General features: G+C 65.8%; 18 protein-coding genes. 2 read left to right on the plus strand and 16 right to left on the minus strand.

The genetic code is table 11. From position 1 onward, the window contains the following. Positions 1-2 precede the first annotated feature (2 nt). Both ASD15_RS16040 and ASD15_RS16045 read left to right on the plus strand, forming a co-directional pair. Complete coding sequence (locus ASD15_RS16040; RefSeq protein ID WP_057155935.1) at positions 3-1,337, plus strand: efflux RND transporter periplasmic adaptor subunit; 1,335 nt, start codon at positions 3-5, stop codon at positions 1,335-1,337. A gap of 17 nt (positions 1,338-1,354) precedes the next feature. Further along, complete coding sequence (locus ASD15_RS16045) at positions 1,355-4,492, plus strand: efflux RND transporter permease subunit (RefSeq protein WP_057155936.1); 3,138 nt, start codon at positions 1,355-1,357, stop codon at positions 4,490-4,492. On the opposite strand, the gene ASD15_RS16050 is transcribed toward ASD15_RS16045, so the two are convergent. The 16 genes from ASD15_RS16050 to rlmN form a co-directional block, all read right to left on the minus strand. Next, positions 4,489-5,532 (minus strand): DUF4034 domain-containing protein, encoded by a 1,044-nt coding sequence (locus tag ASD15_RS16050; protein ID WP_057155937.1) that lies wholly within the window; start codon positions 5,530-5,532, stop codon positions 4,489-4,491. The two genes, ASD15_RS16045 and ASD15_RS16050, sit on opposite strands and share 4 nt — an antisense overlap. 189 nt (positions 5,533-5,721) lie before the next feature. Next, positions 5,722-6,267: a phosphoribosyltransferase gene (locus ASD15_RS16055; RefSeq protein ID WP_057155938.1), complete on the minus strand. Its 546-nt coding sequence runs from the start codon at positions 6,265-6,267 to the stop codon at positions 5,722-5,724. A gap of 14 nt (positions 6,268-6,281) precedes the next feature. Beyond that, on the minus strand, positions 6,282-7,595 hold the full coding sequence (locus ASD15_RS16060) for an adenylosuccinate synthase (RefSeq protein WP_057156118.1): 1,314 nt from the start codon (positions 7,593-7,595) through the stop codon (positions 6,282-6,284). Between the two features lie 4 nt (positions 7,596-7,599). Continuing rightward, a complete protein-coding gene (locus ASD15_RS16065; protein ID WP_057155939.1) occupies positions 7,600-8,769 on the minus strand; it encodes an ATP phosphoribosyltransferase regulatory subunit in 1,170 nt (389 codons plus the stop codon). 204 nt (positions 8,770-8,973) lie between these two features. Continuing rightward, the gene (gene hflC / locus ASD15_RS16070; RefSeq protein WP_057155940.1) at positions 8,974-9,873 is read right to left on the minus strand and encodes a protease modulator HflC; all 900 of its coding nucleotides are present in this window, start codon (positions 9,871-9,873) and stop codon (positions 8,974-8,976) included. After that, the gene (gene hflK / locus ASD15_RS16075) at positions 9,873-11,168 is read right to left on the minus strand and encodes an FtsH protease activity modulator HflK (protein ID WP_057155941.1); all 1,296 of its coding nucleotides are present in this window, start codon (positions 11,166-11,168) and stop codon (positions 9,873-9,875) included. The genes hflC and hflK overlap by 1 nt, the downstream gene beginning before the upstream one ends. A gap of 1 nt (position 11,169) precedes the next feature. Next, positions 11,170-12,351 carry a GTPase HflX gene (gene hflX, locus ASD15_RS16080; protein WP_057155942.1) on the minus strand — a complete coding sequence of 394 codons (1,182 nt, stop codon included), beginning with the start codon at positions 12,349-12,351 and terminating at the stop codon, positions 11,170-11,172. 44 nt (positions 12,352-12,395) lie between these two features. After that, the gene (gene hfq / locus ASD15_RS16085) at positions 12,396-12,632 is read right to left on the minus strand and encodes an RNA chaperone Hfq (protein WP_008450615.1); all 237 of its coding nucleotides are present in this window, start codon (positions 12,630-12,632) and stop codon (positions 12,396-12,398) included. Positions 12,633-12,806: 174 nt separating this feature from the next. Further along, positions 12,807-14,150, minus strand: a complete 1,344-nt coding sequence (der, locus tag ASD15_RS16090) for a ribosome biogenesis GTPase Der (protein ID WP_057155943.1) — start codon at positions 14,148-14,150, stop codon at positions 12,807-12,809. Between the two features lie 4 nt (positions 14,151-14,154). Next, the gene (gene bamB, locus ASD15_RS16095) at positions 14,155-15,312 is read right to left on the minus strand and encodes an outer membrane protein assembly factor BamB (RefSeq protein WP_057155944.1); all 1,158 of its coding nucleotides are present in this window, start codon (positions 15,310-15,312) and stop codon (positions 14,155-14,157) included. A gap of 123 nt (positions 15,313-15,435) precedes the next feature. Beyond that, on the minus strand, positions 15,436-16,092 hold the full coding sequence (locus ASD15_RS16100) for a tetratricopeptide repeat protein (RefSeq protein ID WP_057155945.1): 657 nt from the start codon (positions 16,090-16,092) through the stop codon (positions 15,436-15,438). Positions 16,093-16,135: 43 nt separating this feature from the next. Then, entirely contained in the window at positions 16,136-17,494 is a 1,359-nt protein-coding gene (hisS, locus tag ASD15_RS16105) for a histidine--tRNA ligase (RefSeq protein WP_057155946.1), read from the minus strand. Next, a complete protein-coding gene (ispG, locus tag ASD15_RS16110; protein ID WP_057156119.1) occupies positions 17,487-18,746 on the minus strand; it encodes a flavodoxin-dependent (E)-4-hydroxy-3-methylbut-2-enyl-diphosphate synthase in 1,260 nt (419 codons plus the stop codon). Before ispG ends, hisS begins: the two co-directional genes overlap by 8 nt. Positions 18,747-18,786: 40 nt before the next feature. After that, a complete protein-coding gene (locus ASD15_RS16115) occupies positions 18,787-19,818 on the minus strand; it encodes a RodZ domain-containing protein (RefSeq protein WP_057155947.1) in 1,032 nt (343 codons plus the stop codon). Positions 19,819-19,831: 13 nt separating this feature from the next. Then, entirely contained in the window at positions 19,832-20,656 is an 825-nt protein-coding gene (gene pilW, locus ASD15_RS16120; protein ID WP_057155948.1) for a type IV pilus biogenesis/stability protein PilW, read from the minus strand. Continuing rightward, on the minus strand, positions 20,656-21,828 hold the full coding sequence (rlmN, locus tag ASD15_RS16125) for a 23S rRNA (adenine(2503)-C(2))-methyltransferase RlmN (protein WP_057155949.1): 1,173 nt from the start codon (positions 21,826-21,828) through the stop codon (positions 20,656-20,658). The genes pilW and rlmN overlap by 1 nt, the downstream gene beginning before the upstream one ends. Between the last annotated feature and the right edge of the window lie 61 nt (positions 21,829-21,889).

Raw genomic sequence — 21,889 nt, forward strand, 5'->3', positions numbered from 1 at the left:
TCATGAAACTGACTAGAAAACAAACCATCGCCATCGCAGCCATCGTGCTGTCGGGCGCGGTGCTCGCGGCCGCCATCGTGCTGCCGGGCGCGCAGAGGGCTGGCACGCAGGAAACGGCGCAAGGCGGCAAAGAGGAACACGGCGAAGAACACAGCGACAAGCACGGGCCCGCCGAAGCGGACGCCAAGGGCGGCGCCGCCGGCGGCAAGCCGGGCCAGGCCGCGCATGCGGAAGACGGGGACACTGCCGGGCGCGCGGACCATGCGGACGAGGCGCCGCAGGCAGCATTCAGCGACGCACAGATCAAGACCGCCGGCATCACGCTGGCGGTGGCGGGACCGGCGCCGATTGAACCGGCCATCGCCCTGTCGGGAGAAATCCGCTACGACGGCGACCGCACTGCGCACGTGGTGCCGCGCCTGGCGGGCATGGTGGAAACAGTGAACGCCGAACTGGGACAGCAGGTCAAAAAGGGGCAAGTGCTGGCCGTGCTGTCCAGCCGCGAACTGTCCGAACTGCGCAGCGAACTGCTGTCCGCCCGCCAGCGGCTGTCGCTGGCGCAAACGCTGCTGGCGCGCGAGCGCAAGTTGTGGGAAGAGCGCATCTCGGCCGAACAGGACTACCTGCAGGCGCAACAGCAAGCCAACGAGGCCGGCATCGCCGTGCGCAACGCGCAGCAAAAACTGGAAGCGCTGGGCGCCGCCTCCTCGGCCACCGTGCAGTCCGCGTCCGGTCCCCTGAACCGCTACGAAGTGCGCGCGCCGTTCGACGGCACGGTGCTTGAGAAGCACATCGCCGCCGGTGAAGCGGTCAAGGAAGACGCCAACATCTTCACGCTGTCCGACCTGTCGAGCGTGTGGGCCGAGTTCGCCGTCACTGCGCCCCACCTGGACGCGGTGCGCGTCGGCCAGCAGGCCTCCGTGCAGTCGGTGTCTTCCGGCGCCAGCGCCATGGGCACGGTGGCCTATGTGGGTGCGCTGCTGGGTGAGCAGACGCGCGCGGCCACCGCCCGCATCCGGCTCAAGAATCCAGGCACGGCCTGGCGTCCAGGCCTGTTCGTCAACGTGCGCGTGTTCCCGCCCGCCGCCGACGCGGCCAACGCGGTCACGGCGGCGGTGGCGGTGCAAAGCAGCGCGGTGCAGACGCTGGAAGGCAAATCCACCGTCTTCGTGCGCACGCCAACCGGCTTCATGGCGCGCGCCGTGGCACTCGGGCGCAGCGACGGCAAGCTGGTGGAAGTGCTGTCCGGCCTGGCGCCGGGCGCGCGCTACGCGGCGGACGGCAGCTTCGCCATCAAGGCCGAACTGGGCAAGTCCGGCAACGAACACGCCCACTGACGCGAGGGCCGACCATCATGTTTGAACGATTGATACGCGCCTCGATCGCGCAGCGCTGGCTGGTCATGCTGCTGGTGCTGGGCATGGCCGCCCTGGGCGTCTACAACTACCAGCGCCTGCCTGTCGACGCGGTGCCGGACATCACCAATGTACAAGTGCAGATCAACACGGCGGCGCCCGGCTACTCGCCGCTGGAAACCGAGCAGCGCATCTCGCTGCCGCTGGAAACGGCCATGGCCGGGCTGCCGCAGCTGGACCAGACCCGCTCCCTGTCGCGCTACGGCCTGTCGCAGATCACCGTCACCTTCAAGGACGGCACCGACATCTACTTCGCGCGCCAGCTGGTGAGCGAACGCCTGCAGGAAGCGCGCGGACGGCTGCCGAAGGACGTCTACCCTGCCCTCGGTCCCATCTCCACCGGCCTGGGCGAAATCTACCTGTGGACGGTGGAAACCAAGGAAGGCGCCAAGAAGCCGGACGGCACGCCGTACACGCCGACCGACCTGCGCGACATCCAGGACTGGATCATCAAGCCGCAACTGCGCACCGTGCCGGGCGTGACCGAAATCAATTCGATCGGCGGCTACGCCCGCGAATACCAGGTGGCGCCGCACCCGGACAAGCTGGCGTCCTACGGCCTGACCGTGCGCGACCTGGTGGGCGCGCTGGAGCGCAACAACGGCAACAGCGGCGCCGGCTATATCGAGCGCAACGGCGAGCAGCTGCTGGTGCGCGCGCCCGGCCAGCTGGCCACCATGGACGACATCGCCAACGTCGTGCTCACCACCGCCGACGGCATACCGGTGCGCGTGCGCGACATCGGCGAGGTGCTCGAAGGGCGCGAACTGCGCACCGGCGCCGCCACCGAGAACGGCCGCGAAGTGGTGCTCGGCACCGTGTTCATGCTGATCGGCCAGAACAGCCGCACCGTGTCGCGCGCGGTGGACCAGCGCATGGAGCAGATCAACCGCAGCCTGCCGCCGGGCGTGCACGCGGTCACCGTGTACGACCGCACCACCCTGGTCGACAAGGCCATCGCCACCGTGCGCACCAACCTGCTGGAAGGGGCGGTGCTGGTGATCGCGGTGCTGTTCGCCTTCCTCGGCAACCTGCGCGCCGCGCTGATCACCGCCATGGTGATTCCGCTGTCGATGCTGTTCACCTTCACCGGCATGGTGTCGTACAAGGTGAGCGCCAACCTGCTCAGCCTTGGGGCGCTCGACTTCGGCATCATCGTCGACGGCGCGGTGGTCATCGTGGAGAACTGCGTGCGGCGGCTGGCACACGCGCAGGCCGCGCTGGGCCGCCCGCTCACGCGCAGCGAGCGGATGGACGAAGTGTTCGCCGCCGCGCGCGAGTCGCGCCGCCCGCTGCTGTTCGGGCAGCTCATCATCATGGCCGTGTACCTGCCCATCTTCGCCTTCAGCGGCGTGGAGGGACGCATGTTCCACCCGATGGCGCTCACCGTGGTGATCGCGCTGTTCGGCGCCATGGTGCTGTCGATGACCTTTGTGCCGGCCGCCGTGGCGCTGTTCATCGGCGAGCGCGTCAGCGAGAAGGAGAACGCGGTAATGCGCGCGGCCTCGCGCTGGTACGCGCCGGCGCTGGACCGGGCCATGGCCAACAAGCCGGTGGTGCTGGCCTTCGCGGCGGTGGCGGTGCTGCTGTCCGCGCTGCTGGCCACGCGCATGGGCAGCGAGTTCGTGCCCAGCCTGGACGAAGGCGACATCGCGCTGCAGACGCTGCGCATCCCCGGCACCAGCCTGACCCAGTCGGTGACGATGCAGCAGCAGCTGGAGCGCAAGCTGATGAAGGAGTTTCCCGAGATCGAGCGCGTGTTCGCCCGCATCGGCACCGCAGAGGTGGCCTCCGACCCGATGCCGCCCAACAGCGCGGACGGCTTCATCATGTTCAAGCCGCAACACCAGTGGCCCAAGCCGCGCAAGACGCGCCAACAGCTGGAGGCGGCCATCCGCGCCAGCGTGGAGCAGCTGCCCGGCAACAGCTACGAGTTCTCGCAGCCCATCCAGCTGCGCTTCAACGAGCTGATCTCGGGCGTGCGCAGCGACGTGGCGGTCAAGGTGTTCGGCGACGACATGGCGGTGCTGAACGGCACGGCGGAACGGATTTCGTCCGTACTGGAAAAGGTGCCGGGCGCCAGTGAAGTGAAGGTGGAGCAGACCAGCGGCCTGCCGGTGCTCACGGTGGCCGTGGACCGCGCCAGGCTGGCGCGCTACGGCCTGAACTCGGCCGACGTGCAGGAGACGGTGGCGGCGGCCGTGGGCGGCCAGCAGGCCGGCGACGTGTTCCAGGGCGACCGCCGCTTCGACATCGTGGTGCGGCTGCCGGAGCAGATGCGCAGCGACCTCGATGCCATCCGGCGCCTGCCGATCGCGCTGCCGGGCAAGGGTTTCATTGCGCTGGGCGAAGTGGCGGCGCTCGACATTGCGCCGGGACCGAACCAGGTCAGCCGCGAACAGGGCAAGCGGCGCGTGGTGGTCAGCGCGAACGTGCGCGGGCGCGACATCGGCTCCTTCGTGGCGGAGGCCGGGCAGGCCATACGGGAGCAGGTGAAGCTGCCGCCGGCCTACTGGATCACCTGGGGCGGGCAGTTCGAGCAGCTGCAGTCGGCCGTGCAGCGCCTGAAGCTGGTGGTGCCGGCGGCGCTGCTGCTGGTGCTCGGACTGCTGTTCGCCATGTTCGGCAACCTGAAGGACGGCCTGCTGGTGTTCAGCGGCATTCCATTCGCGCTCACCGGCGGCATCGCGGCGCTGGCCATGCGCGGGCTGCCGCTGTCGATTTCGGCAGCGGTCGGATTCATCGCGCTGTCCGGAGTGGCGGTGCTGAACGGGCTGGTGCTGATTTCCTTCATCCGCAGCCTGCGCGAGGAAGGCAGGACGCTGGACCAGGCGGTGCGCGAAGGCGCACTGGGGCGCTTGCGGCCGGTGCTGATGACGGCGCTGGTGGCCGCACTGGGCTTCGTGCCGATGGCGCTGGCCACCGGCACCGGTGCCGAGGTCCAGCGGCCGCTGGCCACGGTGGTCATCGGCGGCATCCTGTCCTCCACCGCGCTGACCATGCTGGTGCTGCCGCTGCTGTATCGGCTCGCGCACGGCGGCAAGGCGGGCGGGCCGAAGGCCGCCGCCGAGGCTTAGGCAGGCTTGCCAAAGCGCCTGTCGCACACGTCCATGGAGTAGGACGCGGGCCACAGCGCTTCGTAGACTGCGCCCTGCAGTGCGGTGCGCAGTTTCAGGTAAGTTTCCTTGTCATTCGCGCGACAGGCGAAGGAAGCGAATTTATTGGCGTTCCACGTGCTGTTCGGATAGCGCTTCAACAAGTCCTCGAAGCCGGCCTTCATCACCTTCCATTCCGGGCCGGTACCGTCGCTAGCGAAGGGCGGCGCCGAGTCGCAGTTGCAGTCCTCGCCCCAATACAGGCGCGCGTACATGCCCTGCCCTTCGGCACTGCGCGTGATGGCGGCGGCACGTCGCGCGAAGGCATCGAACTCGCGCGCGCTGCCGCCCCAGCGCGGACTGTAGACGCGCGCCATTTGCGCATGGATCTGCAGGTCGAATGGGAAAGCGGCCACGGCCTGCTTGTAGGCAGCCTCGATGACCGCGCGCGGCGCGCCCGTTTCCATCAGATTGGCGATGCGCAGGCTGTGCCACAGCGGACAACTGTTCGATAGCGCCTTGCTCTCTTCCAGCCGCGCGCTGGCCATGGCCATGCGCTCATGGAACAGCTGCCAGGCTTCCTGCGGCACCCTGTGCGCGTAACCGCCACCGCGCGCTTTCCACGCGTAGGCACTCCAGTACATGGTTTCCGCCAAGGCCTGCGCCAGCGAATCGGGATACTGTGTGCGCCACTCCTGCAGCTGCCTGGGATACGCGTCCCAGGCGTTCCACGCGCCGAAATAGTGGTTCAGCGCCGATTCGTAGATCATTATTTTCGGCTGGCCGTCAGAGAAGCGCTCGCTGGCGCCGCACAGCGACTTGAAGCTGGCCTCCAGGCCACCATGGTCGCGTTCCTGCCATTGCGCCTCGATCGGCAGCACGGCCAGGTTCACGATCGTCTGCATGTTCTGCGACGCCGCATCCGGCAGCGGCGCCGGCCGCTGCCCTGCGGCCCCGGCGCTGCAGGCCGCTCCAAGCAAGCCCGCAATCGCACCCGCCCGCCACACGTTCATCCAGTCCATGCGCTCTCCCTGTGGCGGCACAGCGCCGCGTCAGGAGCAGTATAGGATAATTTCCCTTCTGCAATATACCCAATTGTCACGGGCGAAAAAAAACCGCCGCAAGCGCCGTGCGGCGAAACACCATCCCGGAAATCCGCGATGAACCAAAAAAAAAGCGGCCCGCAGGCCGCTTTGTACCGGGAACGCCGATTACTTCGACGCTTCGCCCTTCTTGATCCAGGCCGCCAGCTGGTGCGGGCGGATGCCGTCGTAGTCTTCGAACGGCTGGTGGATCCATGGATTGTGCGGCAGTTCTTCCATCTGGTAGTCCGGACGGAATGCCGAGCTGCCCTTGGTCCAGATCACAGCCGACTTCACCTCGGTCACGCCTTCGAAGTTCTGCTTCAGGTGCTCCATGACCTTGATCAGGGTCACGCCCGAATCGGCCAGGTCGTCCACCAGCAGGATGCGGCCCGACAGCGGGCCCTTGGTCATCGTCATGTATTTGGCAATGTCCAGGTCGCCCTGCACGGTGCCCTTGTCGGCGCGGTAGGAGCTGGTCGACAGGATCGCCAGCGGCACGTCGAAAATACGCGAGAACACGTCGCCGGGACGCACGCCGCCGCGCGCCAGGCACAGGACCATGTCGAACTTCCAGCCCGATTCATGCACCTTGAGCGCCAGGCGCTCGATCAGGCGGTGGTATTCATCCCAGGACACCCACAGGTGCTTGTCATCGGATTGAGGGGTGTTCATCAGTTCTATCCTTCTTACTCGTACGGATGGCGCAGTACGATGGTCTCTTCGCGGTCCGGGCCGGTCGACACCATATCCACTGGCACGCCAACCAGTTCTTCGATGCGCTTGATATAAGCGCGCGCGTTTGCAGGCAGCGCGGCCAGCGATTTTGCGCCGACCGTGCTTTCGCTCCAACCAGCCATCTCTTCGTAGATAGGCTGGCAGCGGGCCGCGTCCTCTGCGCCGACCGGGAAGATGTCCACGGTGCGGCCGTCCAGCGTGTAGCTGGTGCAGATTTTGATGGTTTCCAGGCCGTCCATGACGTCCAGTTTGGTGATGCACATGCCCGACACGCCGTTGATCTGGACCGAGCGGCGCAGCAGCGCGGCGTCGAACCAGCCGCAGCGGCGGGCGCGGCCCGTCACGGTGCCGAACTCGTGGCCGACCGACGACAGGTGGTGGCCAACGCCGGCATCGGTAGGCAGTTCCGACGGGAACGGGCCGGAGCCGACGCGGGTGGTGTAGGCCTTGGTGATGCCCAGGATGTAGTGCAGCATGCCGGGACCGACGCCGGCGCCGGCGGCGGCGTTACCGGCCACGCAGTTCGACGAGGTGACGAACGGATAGGTGCCGTGGTCCACGTCCAGCAGCGAGCCTTGCGCGCCTTCGAACAGCAAGTTGCCGCCGGCCTTGTGCGCGGCGTACAGGGCGCTCGACACGTCGGTGACCATCGGGCGCAGGCGCGGCACGTAGGCCAGCGCATCGTCCAGGGTCTTCTGGTACTCGATCTTCGGCGCCTTGAGGTAGTTCTCCAGCACGAAGTTGTGGTAATCCAGGTTTTCCTTCAGCTTCTCCGCGAAACGCTCTTCGTTCAGCAGGTCGGCGATGCGGATGGCGCGGCGCGCCACTTTGTCTTCATAGGCCGGGCCGATGCCCTTGCCGGTGGTGCCGATCTTGGCGGCGCCGCGGGCCGCTTCGCGGGCCGCGTCGAGCGCGCTGTGGTACGGCAGGATGACCGGGCAAGCCTCGGAGATCTTCAGGCGCGAAGCCACTTCCACGCCGACCGCTTCGAGCTTGTCGATTTCGCGCAGCACGTCCGGCACCGACACCACCACACCGTTGCCGATGTAGCAGGCCACGCCTGGACGCATGATGCCCGACGGGATCAGCTGCAGCGCGGTCTTCACGCCGCCGATGACCAGCGTGTGGCCGGCGTTGTGGCCGCCCTGGAAGCGCACCACGCCCTGGGCGTGATCGGTCAGCCAATCAACGATTTTACCTTTGCCTTCATCGCCCCATTGGGTGCCGATGACAACCACGTTCTTTGCCATATTTTTTTTCGACATCACACTAACCTAAGTTTTTAAGAATCCAGTTGCTACCACTATCGTCGAGCACCAGCGCGCGGTCGCACTCGAACTCGTCCTGTTCATTGCTGTGACCCGGCAGGCTCTGGATCACAACTTCGCCGGCTTTGCGCAGCTCGGCAATCTTGTCTTTCAGTTCAGGCGCATTGCCCCACGGCGCGCGGATCGAGTGCTTGCGCTCGGCCGTGGGCAGCAGGCGCGCCAGTTCGCGCAAGTCCATCGAGAAGCCGGTGGCGGGACGGGCCCGGCCAAACGCTTCGCCGACGTGGTCGTAGCGGCCGCCGCGCAGCACCGCGTTCGGCAGGCCCGGTACGTAGACGGCGAACATGGCGCCGCTTTCGTACTGGTAGCCGCGCAGGTCGGCCAGGTCGATCGCCACTTCGCGGCCGGTGGCCGGGTTGTCGGCGGTGGCGGCCAGGGCGGCCAGCTCGGCCAGCGCCTTGCTGATGCCCGGCAGTTCCGGCAGCACTTCGCGGGCGCGCTTGAGCACGTCCACGTCGCCGTACAGGTTCGGCAGGGCCAGCAGCGCGGCGCGCGCGGCCGGCGCGTAGCCGGCGGTTTGCAGCTCCAGGCCGGGCACGTCCTTGGCGCGCAGCAGCAGGTACAGCGCGGCCTCGTCCTTGGCCGCGTTGGCGTCCTCGGCCAGGATGGCGCGCAGCACGCCCACGTGGGACAGGTCCAGGCGCACGTCGGTGAAACCGGCCAGCGCCAGCGAGGCCAGCGCCAGTTCCTGGATCTCGGCGTCCGCTTCCAGGCCGGCGTGGCCATAGATTTCGGCGCCGATCTGCAGCGGCTCGCGGGTGGTGTGCAGGCCCGACGGACGGGTATGCAGCACGCTGCCGGCGTAGCACAGGCGGGTGACGCTGGCGCGGTTGAGCAGGTGCGCGTCGATGCGGGCCACTTGCGTGGTCATGTCGGCGCGCAGGCCCAGCATGCGGCCGGAAATCTGGTCGACCAGCTTGAAGGTGCGCAGCTCGGTATCCTGGCCGGCGCCGGTCATCAGGGACTCGACGTATTCCAGCAGGGGCGGCATGACGAGTTCGTAGCCGTACAAGCGGAAGTTATCCAGCATCAGGCGGCGCAATTCTTCAATCTTGCGCGCTTCGGACGGCAAAACGTCCGCAATATGTTCGGGCAATAGCCAATTCGGCATGGAGAAAACCGGAAACGGTGTTGTTGAGATATCGATCATGCGTCCCGGCGGGAACGCACACGGCAATCGGAGGGCCGAACCGCATATTTTACGCGAAAATGCGGGCGGATGGAAATAAAAGCTGGTCGGGCGGCGCTGGCGGGTTACGCGGGCAGGCCGCCAACCCGCCCTGCGGGGTGTGCAGGGCGGGTGGCGTGGGACAGCTTACTTTTTGGCGGGCGCCGGAGCGGCAGCGCCGCCGGTGCCGCCTTTGAAGTACTTGAAGAACTCCGAGCTCGGGTCGAGCACCAGCACGTCGCTGCGGTTCTTGAAGGACTCGCGGTAGGCGCTCAGGCTGCGGTAGAACTTGTAGAACTCCGGATTGCGGCCAAACGCGTCGGCATAGATCTGGCTGGCCTTGGCGTCGCCCTCGCCCTTGATGGTTTCGGCGGCGCGGTAGGCTTCGGCCAGGATCACGGTGCGCTGGCGGTCGGCGTCGGCGCGGATTTTCTCCGAGTCGGCGGTACCGGTGGAGCGCAGTTCGTTGGCCACGCGCACGCGCTCGGCCTTCATGCGTTCGTACACGGAGTTGTTGATCTGCTCCACATAGTCCACGCGCTTCAGGCGCACGTCGATGATCTCGACGCCGATCTGCTTGGCTTCCACGATCACCTTGGTGCGCAGCGCTTCCATGACCTTGCCGCGCTGGCCGGAGATCACTTCGCGCACGGTGCGCTTGGTGATCTCGTCGTTCAGCGCCGCTTTCACGATCTGGTACATGCGGTCGCGGGCGCGGCTCTCGTCGCCGCCGAAGGACACGAAGTACAGGCGCGGCTCGACGATGCGCCATTTGACGAAGGCGTCGACCAGGATGTTCATCTTCTCGGCCGTGATGAAACGGTCGGCATCCGGCGAATCGATGGTCATGATGCGCTTTTCCAGGTACAGCACGTTCTGGAACGGCGGCGGCAGCTTGAAGTGCAGGCCGGGCTCGGAAATCACCTGCTTGACTTCACCCAGCGCGAACACGATGGCGTACTTGCGCTGGTCGACCACGAACACGGTCGAGGACAGCAGCATCAATGCGATGAAGCCGCCGATCAGGATGGTAACTATGCGATTCATTAACGGCTCTCCCGATCACGTGAGGACTCGCGCGTACGGCTGTCGCGCGGGCGGGTATCGACCGGCGGCAAGCCATCGGATGGCAGCATCACGGCGGTGGGCGGCGGCGGCGTCGCATTCGCTTTCGCGGCAGCGTCGGCGGCGGCCGACTGGGCGATCAGTTTATCGAGCGGCAAATACAGCAGGTTGTTGCCGGCGCGGGAATCGATCATCACCTTGCTGGTGCTGCTGAAGATCTGCTGCATGGTGTCGATGTACATGCGGTCGCGCGTGACGCCGGGCGCCTTCGCGTACTCGGCCTGCACCGACTTGAAGCGCGCCGCGTTACCCTCGGCGTTCTCCACCACCTGCGAGCGGTACGCCTCGGCGTCCTGGGTCAGGCGCGAGGCGGCGCCGCGCGACTCGGGAATGACCTTGTTGGCGTAAGCCTGGCCTTCGTTCTTCAGGCGCTCGCGGTCCTGCCCTGCCTTGACGGCGTCGTCGAAGGCCGCTTGCACCTGCTCCGGCGGCTGCACGCCCTGCATGGTCACGTTGGTGATCTGGGCGCCGGACGCGTAACGGTCCAGGATCTGCTGCATCAGCTGCTGGGTTTCAAACGCCACCTTCTCGCGGCCCTCGTACAGCACGAAGTCCATCTTGCTCTTGCCGACGATTTCGCGGATGGCCGTCTCGGCCACCTGCATCACCGTCTCCTCGGGATTGGTGTTGCTGGTGATCCAGGACACCGGGTTCTTCAGCGTGTACTGCACCGCGAACTGGATGTCGATGATGTTCTCGTCGTCGGTCAGCATCAGCGATTCGCGCAGCTGCTTGTTCTTGACGTTGTTGCGGTAACCCACTTCCACCGTGCGCACCTGCGACACATTGACGGTGACGTCGCTCTGGAAGGGATACGGCCAGCGCCAGTTCAAGCCGGCGGGCGTCACGTGCGAGACTTTGCCGAAGGTGAACACCACCCCGGTCTGGCCTTCCTGCACGATGAAGGCGCCACTGGCCAGCCACACCAGCGCGGCGATCGCACCGACCGCGCCCATGGTGAAGCCGGCGCCGCGCATGTCGCCGCCGCCGCTGCTGCCGCCACCGCCGCTGCCGTTGTTGTTGTTGCGCTTCTGGCCGAACAGGCCGTTCAGGCGCTGGTTGAAGTCGCGCCAAAGCTGGTCCAGGTCCGGCGGACCTTCACCGGGTTTCTTGCCTTCTTGGGCCTGCTTGTTGCCGTCCTTGCTGTCCGAGCCCCAGCGGGGATCGTTCAAGTTCAGCTTCAAGCCTATTCTTTTTTTTAAGGAGGAGAAAGGCATACTAATGTGATCCAACTTGGGTGAAAGTGGAATGGCCATCGGAGTCCGGGTCCTGATCTTCATCGTGCAGATCCGGTTCCTCGTCGGGCGCCTCGTACAGATAAGCCTTGCCGGGTGCGGCCTTGGCCGCTTCGGTGATCGCGCTGCGCAGCAGGTCCAGCCCAGCGCCGGTGCGGGCGCTGGTGAAAACGCGAGAAATTTTAGCATATTCATCACGCTCGACCGCCGGCTCCAGGCCGGCCGCATCGATCTTGTTCCAGACCAGGATCTGGGGAATATGATCGGCGCCGATTTCGCGCAGCACCAGGTTGACCTGCTCGATCTGCTCCATGCGCACCGGGCTGGCCGCATCGACCACGTGCAGCAGCAGGTCGGCATGGATGGTTTCTTCCAGCGTGGCGCGGAATGCCGCCACCAGCTGGTGCGGCAGTTCCCGCACGAAACCGACCGTGTCGGAGACCACCACATTGCCCACTTCCTCGCCCATGTAGACGCGGCGCGAGGTGGTGTCCAGCGTGGCGAACAGCTGGTCGGCGACGTACACGCCGGCCTTGGTCATCGCATTGAACAGGGTGGACTTGCCGGCATTGGTGTAGCCGACCAGGGACACGGAAAACGTCTGGCTGCGCCCGCGCGAACGGCGCTGGGTTTCATGCTGCTTGCGCAGCTTGGCCAGGCGGGCCCGCAGCGCCTTGACGCGCTCGCCGATCAGGCGGCGGTCGGTCTCGAGCTGGGTCTCACCCGGACCGCGCAAGCCGATACCGCCTTTCTGGCGTTCCAGGTGGGTCCAGCCGCGTATCAGGCGGGTGGCCAGGTGCTGCAGCTGGGCCAGCTCGACCTGCAGCTTGCCCTCGTGGCTTTGCGCGCGCTGCGCGAAGATATCCAGGATCAGGCTGGTGCGGTCCAGCACGCGGACCTGCAGGCGCTTTTCCAGGTTGCGCTGCTGCGCTGGCGACAAGGCGTGATTGAAGATGACGATCTCAAGCTTGAGATCCTGGACGGCAAAGCCGATCTCGTCGGCCTTGCCGCTGCCGACGAAATACGCTGCGTCCGGACTGGAGCGCTTGCCGGTAATCGTGGTCACCGGGTCCGCTCCCGCCGAACGCGCGAGCAGCATCAGTTCCTCGACGCTGGCGGCAAAATCGCCCTGACCGAAGTCGACCCCGACTAAAGCTGCGCGCATGCGACCGCCAGGCAAGGTGGGAGGCGAAAATCAATACTCAATGATTATTCCGCTTCGGATTCGATGTTCAGGTTGACGGCACGGGCCGGCACCACGGTCGAAATGGCGTGCTTGTACACCATCTGGGTCACGGTATTGCGCAGCAATACCACGTATTGGTCGAACGATTCGATATGTCCCTGCAGCTTGATGCCGTTGACCAGGTAGATCGAGACAGGAACGTGTTCCTTGCGCAGCGCGTTCAGGAATGGGTCTTGTAACAGTTGCCCTTTGTTGCTCATAACAGCTCCGTTTTATGTTGTTGTGTGTGAATTGGAGGCGACTCGCTGTATTTCAAGTGCCAAGCATCAATCTCTGCCTGGAGAATGATGCCTTCAAGCTACTGTAACCTGTTTTTGACATTCGTGCAGGGCGTACCGTGCAGAAATGTCAACGAACCAGCAATAAGCGGCCTTTTATTTTTCGCGCTTGTCAAACGGGTTTTTACCGGTGCGCAATTCAATGCGCAGCGGCGTGCCGACCAGGTTGAAGGTATCGCGGAAATGCTTTTCCAGGTAACGCTTGTACGGGTCCGAGACCGCGTCCAGCGCATTGCCGTGGATCACGATCACCGGCGGGTTCATGCCGCCCTGGTGCGCATAGCGCATCTTCGGACGGATCGAGCCCTTGCGCTTCGGCTCCTGCTTCTCCACCGCCTCCTGCAGCGCGCGGGTCAGCTTCGGGGTGGACATGTCGGCCATGGCGGCGGCGTAAGCCTGGTCCACCGACTTCATCAGCGGGCCGATGCCGGACGCCTTCAGCGCCGAGATGAAGTGCATCTTGGCGAAGGACAGGAAGTCCAGCTTGCGGTCCAGGTCGATCTTGATCTCGTCGCGGTCGTCCGACTGCAGGCCGTCCCACTTGTTGACGGCCACCACCAGCGCGCGGCCCGTTTCCAGCACGAAGCCGGCGATGTGGGCGTCCTGCTCGGAGATGTCCTGCTGGGCATCCAGCATCAGGATCACGACGTTCGCTTCCGAAATCGACTGCAAGGTCTTGACCACCGAGAATTTCTCGATGGCTTCGAACACGCGGCCGCGGCGGCGGATACCGGCCGTGTCGATCAGCGTGTACTGCTTGCCGTCGCGCTCGAACGGGATCTCGATCGAGTCGCGCGTGGTGCCCGGCATGTCGAAGGCGATCACGCGCTCTTCGCCCAGCAGGGTATTGATCAGGGTCGACTTGCCGACGTTGGGACGGCCCACCAGCGCGATTTTCACGCCGCGCTCGGCCGGCTCCAGTTCCTCGGCATCTTCCGGACGCTGCTCGAAAGCCTTGTCCAGCGCTTCCTGCACCAGGTCGTGCACGCCGTCGCCGTGGGCGGCGGAAATCACATACGGGTCGCCCATGCCCAGTTCGTAGAAGTCGGACACCACGGCGGTGTAGCGCATGCCTTCCGACTTGTTTACCACCAGCAGCACGGGGCGGCCGGTCTTGCGCAGGAAGTCCGTGATGGTCTTGTCGTGCGGCGTCAGGCCTTGGCGGCCGTCGACCAGGAACACCACGATGTCGGCCTCCGCGACAGCCTGCTTGGTCTGCAGCGCCATCTGGTACATGATGCCTTCCTTGGCGACCGGCTCGAAACCGCCGGTGTCGACCACCAGGAAGGGGCGTTCGCCGACGCGGCCCTCGCCATAGTGGCGATCGCGCGTCAGGCCTGGCAAGTCCGCCACCAGCGCGTCGCGCGAGCGGGTCAGACGATTGAATAAGGTCGATTTCCCGACGTTCGGGCGACCTACGAGTGCTATTACCGGCTTCATTGTATTACTCGACCGCGAGCGCGGTCACTGTCCCTGATTGGGTTTGGAAAATCAAATTCGGACCAGCGATGACCGGCGACGATTTGATCGCCGAGCCGTCGGTGCTGACCCGACCTATTAGTGCGCCATCTTCGCGCGACAGGAAATGGATGTAGCCCTGCATGTCGCCCACGGCCACGCTGCGGCCGACCGAGGCCGGCGTGGACAGGCGGCGGAATGCCAGCTTGTCGTTCTTCCAGGCGCTTTGGCCGCCTTCGCGCGAGAAGGCCGCCACGGCGCCCTTCTCGTCGGCCGTGAACACGAAACGCTGGTCCACCGCCACGCCGACGTCGGAAGACACTTCCTTGGTCCAGCGCGCCTGGCCGGTGGCCAGGTCGAAGCAGCCCACGCGGCCCTGGTAGGTCACGGCGCAGATGTCTTTCTCGAACACCACCGGCGAGCCGGCCACGTCGGCCACGCGCTCCAGTTCGGTGGCGCCCTTCGGCTCGCCCACCGACACTTCGAAACGCGGCACGCCGGTGGCCAGGGTCAGCGCCAGCAGCTTGCCGCCGGGCTGGCCGACGTAGACATTGCTGCCGTTGATGACCATGCCCGGCGCATTGCGCAGGGTCAGGGCTGGCGTGGTGCGCAGCACCGACCAGCGCTTGGCGCCGGTCTTGGCTTCGAAGGCCGTGATGCGGTTATCCACCGACCGCACCACCACCACGTCGTCCGCCGCCACCGGCGAGGACAGCACTTCGCTCGAGGCTTGCGCCTTCCACAGCTGCTTGCCGCTGCCGTCGAAGGCGATGATGTTGCCCTTGACGCCGCCCACCACGACGATTTCGCCGTTCGGGCTGGCGCCCACGCCGGCGGTCAGGTCGCTGCCGGCCTTGACGCGCCACAGCTGCTTGCCGCTGGCCGCGTCCAGGCGCGCCACGCCGCCGTCGGCGTCGGCCACGAACACGCTGCCGGCCGCAGCCGCAGGGCTGAAGCTGTTGGCGCCGGATTTGCCCAGCGAGTACTTCCACGCGGTTTTCACCGCCATCGGGTTTTTCAGTTCCACCAGCGCGGCTGGCTTGTCCTTCGGCTCATCCGCGAACGGATTGATCTTGTCCAGGGTGCTGCAACCCGCGGCCAGGGCCAGCAGGCTAACTCCAACAACTTTTCCGGCAATACGCATAAATGTCCTTAAACCCGTAGGGCGGGTCAGCGCTTGCGCGCAACCCGCCATGCATGCATTGCGGCGGCGCCAGCGGGTTGCGCGCCATGCGCCAGCCCGCCCTGCCACCCCCGATTCCCTTCGTTACGCGGCGGCCTTAGGCTCGGCCGGCACGGTGCCGCCGATCGCCTCGAGCTTGAGCTGGATCAGCTGGCGGCCCGGGTTCTTCTTGTCGATGGCGTTCAGCGCGGCCAGGTAGGCGGTGCGCGCTTCGGCCAGCTTGTTCTGCGCCGCCAGCACGTCGCCCTTGCGGTCGGCCACGGAACCTTCGAACTGCTTCGGCACGGCCACGGCCAGCACCTTCAGCGCCTCGTCGTAGGCTTTCTCGTCCAGCAGCACGCCAGCCAGGCGCACGCGCGCGATCGCCTTGTGCTCTTCCTCGCCGTGCTCGATGGCCCAGTTCAGCTGGGCCTTGGCGGTCTTCAGGTCGTTCGCGTCGAAGGCATGCTTGGCGGCCGCCAGCGCCGCCATGGTGGCGTAGCTGGTGCTGGCGAACTTGCTCTGCATGTCGGCGGTGGCGCGCTGCACCTTGGCCGCGTCCTTGGCGGCGACGGCGGTCTGCAGCTCGTCGTACAGGGCCGAGGCCGACGCGGCCTGGGTGCGCTGGTAATACTGCCAGCCGTTCCAGCCGGAATACGCCGCCAGGCCCGCGATCAGTACCCACGACGTCAGGTTGCCGTACTTGGCCCACCAGGCCTTGAAGTTAGCTAGTTGTTCTTGTTCTTCGAGATCGTATGCCATGAGATTCGGTCAGGTTAAAAAGGTTGATCGGTTACGGTACGGATTAGTGCTTGCAGTTTTCATCGTGCACGTGGAAATGGTGGTGCTCCTCGCCATCGCCCGTGATGTGGTCCACGATGTAGTCCACCACGTCGTCGAACGCAACGGTGGCTTGCTGGTGCTCGCCCTCTTCGCCGCGCATGGCTTTCACGTTGGCGGTGGCGTTGGCCACCTCCGACTCGCCGATGATGACGGCGAACGACGCGCCGCTGCCGTCGGCCTTCTTCATCTGGCTCTTGAAGGAGCCGGCGCCGCTCAGCGCGGCGCAGTGCAGCACCACGTCCAGGCCGGCGTCGCGCAGGCGCTCGGCCAGCACGAAGGCTTGCATCTGGGCTGGCTCGCCCTGGTGCACCATGTACACGTCGCACTGGTTGGGCTCGGCCGGTTCGCCGGCCACCTTCATCAGTTCCACCAGGCGCTCGATGCCCATGGCGAAGCCCACCGCAGGGGTAGGCTTGCCGCCGAAGGTTTCGATCAGCGGGTCGTAGCGGCCGCCGGCGCACACCGTGCCTTGCGTGCCCAGTTCGTCCGTCACCCACTCGAACACGGTGCGGTTGTAGTAGTCCAGGCCGCGCACCAGGCGGGTGTTGATGGTGAACGGAATGTTGTTATGGTTCAGGATCTTCTGCACGCCGTTGAAGTGCGCCAGCGACGCTTCGCCCAGGTAGTCCAGCAGCTTGGGCGCCTGGTTTACCAGTTCCTGCATGGCCGGATTCTTGGTGTCCAGAATGCGCAGCGGATTGCTGTGCAGGCGGCGCTGGGCTTCCGCATCCAGCAGCTCGCTGTGCGACTCCAGGTAGGCGATCAGGTCCACGCGGTGCGCCGCGCGCTCGGCCGCGTCGCCGATGGAGTTCAGTTCCAGGCGGATGTTTTCCAGGCCCAGGTCGTCCCACAGGCGGCGGCACATCATGATCATTTCAGCGTCCACGTCCGGGCCGGTGAAGCCCACCGCTTCGCAGCCGAACTGGTGGAACTGGCGGTAGCGGCCGCGCTGCGGCTTCTCGTGGCGGAACATCTGGCCCTTGTACCACAGGCGCTTCGGGCCTTCGTACACCAGGTTGTTCTCGATCACCGAACGCACCACGCCGGCCGTGCCTTCCGGGCGCAGGGTCAGCGCGTCGCCGTTCATCGAATCGGTGAAGGAGTACATTTCCTTCTCGACGATGTCGGTGACGGCGCCGATGGCGCGCGCGAACAGGCTGGTGTTCTCGACGATGGGGGTGCGGATCTGCTGGAAGCCGTAGCTCTGCACCACGGATTGTGCGGTGTTCTCAAACAGTTCCCACAGGTGCGCGTCCTGCGGCAGCAGGTCGTTCATGCCCTTGATGGCGGTGATTTTTTCAGCTTTTTTATTGTCAGACATATGCTTTGCCGTAGTTCTTTTTAACGTAATCCAGCACGATGGCCTGGAATTCCTGGACGATATTGTCGCCGCGCAAGGTGGCGAATTTCTGGCCGTCGACAAACACCGGCGCGGCCGGCGATTCGCCGGTGCCGGGCAGGCTGATGCCGATATTGGCGTGCTTGGACTCGCCGGGGCCGTTGACGATGCAGCCCATGACCGCCACATTCATCGCTTCTACGCCCGGGTAGTCCTTCTTCCATTCCGGCATCGAGTCGCGCAGATAGGTCTGGATGTCGTCGGCCAGCTCCTGGAAGGTGGTGGAGGTGGTGCGGCCGCAGCCCGGGCAGGCGATCACCATGGGGGTGAACTTGCGCAAGCCCATGGTCTGCAGGATTTCCTGGCCGACCACCACTTCCTTGGTGCGGTCGCCGCCCGGTTCCGGGGTCAGCGAAATGCGGATGGTGTCGCCGATGCCTTCCTGCAGCAGCACCGACAGCGCGGCGGTCGAGGCCACGATGCCCTTGCTGCCCATGCCCGCTTCGGTCAGGCCCAGGTGCAGCGGGTAGTCGCAGCGCTTGCCCAGCTCGCGGTACACGGCGATCAGGTCCTGCACGCCGGAGACCTTGCAGGACAGGATGATCTTGTCGCGCCCCATGCCCAGTTCCTCGGCGCGCACCGCGTTTTCGATGGCGGACGTGATCAGCGCCTCGTACATGACGGCTTGCGCCGACCACGGGTTCTCGCGGGCCGCGTTCTCGTCCATGATGCGCGCCAGCAGCGCCTGGTCCAGGCTGCCCCAGTTGACGCCGATGCGCACCGGCTTGTCGTACTTGACGGCCACTTCGATCATCTGCGCGAACTGCGTGTCGCGCTTGGCGCCCTTGCCCACGTTGCCGGGGTTGATGCGGTACTTGGACAAGGCCTGGGCGCAGTCCGGGTAGTCGGTCAGCAGGGTGTGGCCGTTGTAATGGAAATCGCCCACCAGCGGCACGTCGACGCCCATCTTGTCCAGCTGGTCGCGGATGTAGGGCACGGCGGCGGCCGCCTCGGGGCGGTCCACCGTCAGGCGCACCAGCTCGGAACCGGCGCGCGCCAGTTCCTTGATCTGGATCGCGGTCGCCACGGCGTCGGCCGTGTCGGTGTTGGTCATCGACTGCACCACCACGGGCGCGTCGCCGCCGACCCAGATCTTGCGGTCGCCATGGGCCACCAGCACGCTGCGGCTGCCACGGCGCGCTTGCGGGCCTGAAGGGATTGCGGTGTTCGACATCGGGACGTCCATGTTGTTCAATGAGCTTTACTTAACTTATTTACTTGATATTTACGCGTGCAATTGTACCGCCTGGCACTTCCGGCAAGGCCAGCGGCTGGCCGCGCAGCGTGGCTTGCACGTGGCCGGGCTTGCCGACGATCAGCAGCGCCGCGTCGTTGATCTCGAACTGCTCGGTGCTGCCGGCCTTGACCAGGCGCGCGATCAGCGACGGCTTGCCGGGGCGGCGGATTTCCACCCACGAGTCGTCCGTAAACTTGAGCACCAGCGTGGCCGCGCCGCTTGCCGCGGCCGGGGCAGCCGGAGCCGCCGCCGGCGCAGGCGCGGCGGCCGCCGGGGCCGGGGCCGGAACGGCCGGCGCCGGAGCGGCGGCGGCCTGGGCCGCTGCGGTGCCGGCCGGCGCGCCGCTTGCCGGTGCGGCGCCCGGCACGACCGGATTGACGCCGGCCGTGGTGCTGGCGCCGGCGGCGCTATCGGCCGGCGGCACGGAAACCAGCGGCACGTTCGGCGAAATCAGCGGCGCGGTATCGGCGCCCGGCTTGGCCACCGTCTCCAGCGCAGGCGTGGCGGCGGCTGGCGCGCTGGCCGCCGACGTACCATCCTTCACGGCGTTCAGCACGTTCGGCAGCAGGCCGGCCTGGTAAGCGCCGGCCACGGCCACCACCACCGCCACCACGGCGGCGCCCATCAGCCAGCCCGCAGGCTTGGACGAGCGCTCCGTCAGCGACGGGAAGCGCGACTCCGAGAACGTGGCCGAGATTTTCTCGCGGCGCGCCGGCGCGGCCGTCTCATGGGTGGGGGCCGGGTTCACTTCTATCATGGCCACCAGCGGCGCGGCGTCCAGCTTCACCACCTTGGCGTAGGCGCGCACGAAACCGCGCGTGACCGCCATATTCGGCAGCGCGGCGTAGTCGCCCGCTTCCAGCGCCGCCACCTGGCGCGGGGCCAGCTTGAGCTGGTCCGCAATCTGGTCCACCGTCAGGCCCATTGCCTCGCGCTGCGCTTTCAGCTGCGCACCGGGCGTGCCCTGCTGCTGTTGCTTCTCAGGCTGATCCGCCCGTTCTGAATTCATAGGTATACCTGTCTCACTCATCAAACGCCCCACGTTGATAGGCAGCATACTCCGGCGAGCCGGAATGGTGGCGGCGCAATTGCGTCACCCAGGCCGATTCCGCGCCCGTGTCGCCGAGTTTATGCTGCACCCTGATTGCAAGCCACAGCACGTCAGCCGACAGGCTGTCCATCTTGGCCAGCTTGCTCAGCCGGGTAATGAAAAAACCGGCGCGCACATAGTCGCGCCGCTCGTAATAGATGCGCGCCAGGTTGGCGCTGGTAGCCGGCACGTCCGGCGCAATCTTCAATGCCGGCAGCAAATACTTCTCTGCCGTGTCGTAATCTTTCTGTTTCAGCGCGCAACTGCCCGCGTTGTTGTAGGCATCGGCCGGCGACTGGTAGGAGCGCACGGCCAGCGCCGCGTCGAAATACTTGAACGACTCGGCCACGCGGCCATGGCGGCACAGGAAGGAGCCGTAGTTGTTGTTCACTTCCGGGCTGTTCGGCGCCAGCTTCAGGGCGCGCACGAAGTTGTCCTCGGCCAGCTCGCGCTCGTCCATGGCCATATAGGTCAGGGCGCGCATGCTGTAGGCGTCGGCCAGTTCGGGATCGGCCGCCAGCGCCTTCTTGATTTCGTCCAGCGCCACCGCGTACTGGCCCTGCTGGTAGTAGCCGATGGCCAGCTGCATGCGGATTTCGGCGCGCTTTTGCGCCGCCGTCTGGTCCGACGCCGTGGCCAGCTCGGCCTTGCCGCTGTGGCCCGGCGTGCTGCCCGGCGCCGACGCGCAGCCGCACAGCAGCCCGGCCAGGCCGAGGGCGGCCAGGCGCAGCAGGCAGCGGTGGGCTAGCACGGTCATCAGGAACGGATCTCCACGATCTTGCCGAACTCGGGGCCGAATTTCTTCTGGTATTCGGCCATCTTGCCCATGCGCTCCTGCACCTTGGTGCGGTCCTGCACTTCGCCGGCCAGCTGGCCGCAGGCCGCGTCGATGTCGTCGCCGCGCGTCTTGCGGATGGTGGTGACGATGCCGGCGTCCATCAGGATCTGGGCGAATTGCTTGATGCGCTCGTTCTTGGAACGGAACAGGCCCGATTCCGGGAAGGGATTGAACGGGATCAGGTTGAACTTGCAGTTCACGCCGAATTCGCGGTGCTTGACCAGCGCCACCAGCTCGCGCGCGTTCTCGTCGCTGTCGTTGAAGCCGTCCAGCATGCAGTACTCGAAGGTGATGAAGTCGCGCGGGGCGAACTCGAGATAGCGCTTGCAGGCGGCCATCAGCTCGGCCAGCGGGTATTTTTTGTTCAGCGGCACCAGGCCGTCGCGCAGCGCGTCGTTCGACGCGTGCAGCGACACGGCCAGCGCCACCGGCACCACCTGGGACAGCTTGTCCATCATCGGCACCACGCCGGAGGTGGACAGGGTGACGCGGCGGCGCGACAGGCCGTAGGCGTTGTCGTCCAGCATGAGTTTCAGCGCGGTGGCGGTCGGCTCGAAGTTCAGCAGCGGTTCGCCCATACCCATCATCACCACATTGGTGATCTGGCGCTCGCCTTTCGGACCGGGCTCGATGCCCTTGGTGCGGCGCAGTTCGAATTCGGCCATCCACAGCTGGCCGATGATCTCGCCCACCGTCAGGTTGCGCGAGAAGCCCTGCTTGCCGGTGGAGCAGAAGCGGCAGTTCACGGCGCAGCCGGCCTGGGTGGAGATGCACAGCGTGCCGCGGTTTTCTTCCGGGATGAACACGGTTTCGACGGCGTTGCCGTTGCCGACGTCGACCAGCCATTTGCGGGTGCCGTCGGTGGACGTATGGTCGCTGATGATGGCCGGCGCCGTGATGTGGGCGCGGGTTTTCAGCTTGTCGCGCAGCGACTTGGCCAGGTCGGTCATCGAATCGAAGTCCGACGCGCCGAACTGGTGGATCCAGCGCTGCAGCTGCTTGGCACGGAACGGTTTCTCACCCAACTCCGCACAGTAGGCGATCAGCTGTTCCGGATCGAAGTCCAGAAGGTTGGTGAGGGTCGTGTCCATACTTGTACTCAATTCATTCTAAAAAAAGGCTGCGCCCCGGACGAGGCCGGGGCAACAGGTA

Origin of the sequence: Massilia sp. Root351, from assembly GCF_001425045.1 — a bacterium.
GTDB lineage: Bacteria > Pseudomonadota > Gammaproteobacteria > Burkholderiales > Burkholderiaceae_D > Rugamonas.